Genomic DNA, 2,964 nt, shown 5'->3' on the forward strand with positions numbered 1-2,964 from the left:
GTGAGGGGGTGTCACGGCCGGGCTCGGGGAGGTGCGGGGGCTGCCCGCACCGACGGCAGCGGCGGGGTCGGTACCCGCGCCTGCGCCGGGGGGTGAGGCGGTGGTGCCGGTGCCGGTGCCGGTGCCGGTGTCGTGACCGGTGTCGTGGCCCGTGGTCGAGGTGGCGGTGTCGGTGCGCCTGCCATGGCCGGGGACTGACGTGGCGCTGCTCGTGCCGCGGCTCGGGGCCGCCGTGCCGACGCCGGGAGAGGGGGCTGCGGAGCCTGCGCCCGGGGCGGCGGCCGAGGTGGCGGGCTCTGTGCGTGAGCCGGTGGCCGAGGCGGCGGGCCCGGCGCCTGAGCCGGTGGCCGAGGTGGCGGACCCGGCGCCTGAGCCGGTGGCCGAGGTGGCGGACCCGGCGCCTGAGCCGGTGGCCGATGTGGCGGACCCGGCGCCTGAGCCGGTGGCCGATGTGGCGGACCCGGCGCCTGAGCCGGTGGCCGATGTGGCGGACCCGGCACCTGAGCCGGTGGCCGAAGTGCCGGACCGTGCCGCTGAGTCGGCGGCCGAGATGCCGGACCCGGCGCGCGAGCCGGTGGTGGCGTCGGCGGTGATGAGACGGTCGGCGGAGGTCGTCGAGCCGGTGCGTGCCCCTGCGGCGGCGACCGTGGCCGCCTCGCCCGGCCCGTTCCCCGTCGCCGCCCCGCTCCTGGCGACCCGCATCAGCCGCAGTGCCGTCGCCACGTCGCCGCTGAGCAGGGCCACCGCTCCGCACGCACGGAACGTCGGGGCGACCGCGCAGGCCGCCTCGTACGTGTCGGTGACCGGGGACGCGGGCGACGCGGGTGCCGTCTCGGCGAGACAGACGACGTGGATGCCGGCCTCGGGGCCCCGCAGGGCGAGCCGTGCCACCGCCTCCCGCACCGTGGCGCCTCCGGGGTCGCCGTCCACCACGAGCACGGTGTACGGCCCGGCGAAGGCGTCGCCGTCCTCGTCGTCGGTCCGCGCCCAGGAGGGCCGGCGGACGGGTTCCTGCCGGGACGGACGCAGCGGGGCGTGGCCTGCCTCCGCGAGCTGGTCCTCCAGTCGGCGCAGGAGTTCGTCGGTGCGGGCCGTGGCCTGTTCGCGGTCGTAGGCGAGCAGGAGGCGGCAGTCCTGGCCGTGGCCGGGACGGAGGTGGGGGAGCCAGCCCAGCCAGGACCACTCGGCGGTGCGCTCCTCCAGGGGCCGCGCGCGGTCCGCGCTGATCAGGACGATCTCCAGGGTCTGCGGGGAGTGCAGCGCGGCGAGCTGGGCCACCACCGCGCGGGCCAGCCCGGAGAGGCGGTTGCGGGGGCCGGCCAGGCCCAGGGCACCGACCTCGCGCAGATCCGCCGTCACCGGTACGGCGGGCAGCAGCCCGGAGCCGTCGGGCGCGGCCCGGTCCGCCGTGCCGAGCCGCACCGTGAGCGCCTCGGGGTGGGCGGGGCCGCGCTCCCACAGCCGGGGTCCCGGCCCGAGCGCCGTCAGCAGCAGCGCCGCCGGGTCGGGCCAGGTCTCCGGAGCCTGGGGACCGACGGCGACCGGGGCGGGCTCGTCCGAGGTGACGGGGGGCGCGCTTTCCTCGTCGTACGCCTGCTCGGGCACCGCCTGCTCCGCACGGCTTCCGGTCAGCCGCCGGGCCCACGCCGACAGCCCGCCGCGCTTGCGCACCCCCTGCGGAATGTCGGTGCCCCGTAGGGGAGTGCCCTTGCGGCGGGCGGGCGCGGGGGTGCCGTCGATGAAGGAGCCGCCTTCGGCGCGGGAGTGCGCGTCGGCGCCTTCGAGCGGGCGCGTGCCGGGGCGGCCCGACGGCGCGTCGACGCCACCTCGCGGGCGCGTCCCGGACGGTCCGCCGTCACTCGCCGGGCCGTGCGTGGCGGCACCGGGGTCCCACTCGACCGCCCCGAGCCGACCCGCGTGCGTGTCCCCCGTGCCGTACGGCCCCGCTGTGCCGTACTCCGTCGCGTCGCCGTCGCCCGCACCCGTGTTCTCGATCCGCGGTGCTCCGCCCTGGCCCGGCACCACGACGGGCTCACCGGTACCCGCGCGTACACCGCGCGACGGAGTGGCCGTGCCGCTCCCGTCGGCCACGCGTGCGTGCGGCACCGCCGGCGCCCCGCTCATGCCGCCCGTGCCGCCCGCACCGCCGCCCGGTACCGAACCGCCCAAGCCCACCGAGGTGCCCCCGGCCGCCCGGCCCGTGCCGTCCGCGGCGCCCCCGGAGGGAACCCGTACGCAGCCCTCGCCGTCCGGTGTCGTGGGTACCCGCGCTCCCGGTCCGCCCGCCGGTGCCAGCCGCAGGGCCGACTCGCCGATCCGCAGCAGCGCGCCCGGGGTGAAGCGCACCGGGCGGGTGCTCACCCGGCCGCCGTTCAGGGTCGTGCCGTTGGTGGAGCCGAGGTCGGCGACCGAGACGCGGCCGTCGGCGGCCACCGTCACGGCGCAGTGGACGCGGGAGACGTCCGGGTCGTCGAGCGGGACGTCGGCGTCGGCGGAGCGGCCGATGCGGATCTCGCCGCCGTGCAGCAGATGGACGCCGCCCGCGTCCGGGCCCGCGACCACGTGCAGTTGGGTCGGGGCCTCGTCCAGTTCGGGGTGCGGCTCGGGCTCGGCGGGCGCGCCCAGCGCCAGCACCGCGCCGTCGATCAGCGGGGGCTCGCCCAGCGTGCAGCGCCGGTCGTCGAGGCGCTCCCCGTCGGCGTACAGCACGACGGAGCCGCCCGCGGCGGCCTCCCCGGAGACCGCCGCGGCCAGCGCGGAGGCGACCGCCGCCAGGGCGGTGCCGGCCGGTGCGGTGACCAGCACGTCGCAGCTCGCGGCGCGGCCTCGCGCCCGGTCGGGCGGGCCCAGCGGGTCCACGACGGTCAGCCGGATCTGCATCGCCGTCAGCGATCCCTTCTGCGCGGGCGCGGCGCGGGCGCGGACTCGGGGAGATCCCTCGGACGCTCCCGCCCCCCACCCCAC

The 2,964-nt window shown here is 79.2% G+C and carries 1 protein-coding gene; it reads right to left on the reverse strand.

Going from position 1 to position 2,964, the window contains the following annotated elements; all coding sequences use genetic code 11:
* Positions 1 to 2,880 (reverse strand): FHA domain-containing protein (locus GRC12_RS43285; protein ID WP_208785924.1); only part of this gene is annotated, 2,880 nt, incomplete at its 3' end.
* Between the last annotated feature and the right edge of the window lie 84 nt (positions 2,881 to 2,964).

The sequence above is a fragment of the Streptomyces griseorubiginosus genome (assembly GCF_017614965.1).
In the GTDB taxonomy this organism is placed as follows: Bacteria; Actinomycetota; Actinomycetes; order Streptomycetales; family Streptomycetaceae; genus Streptomyces; species Streptomyces griseorubiginosus_B.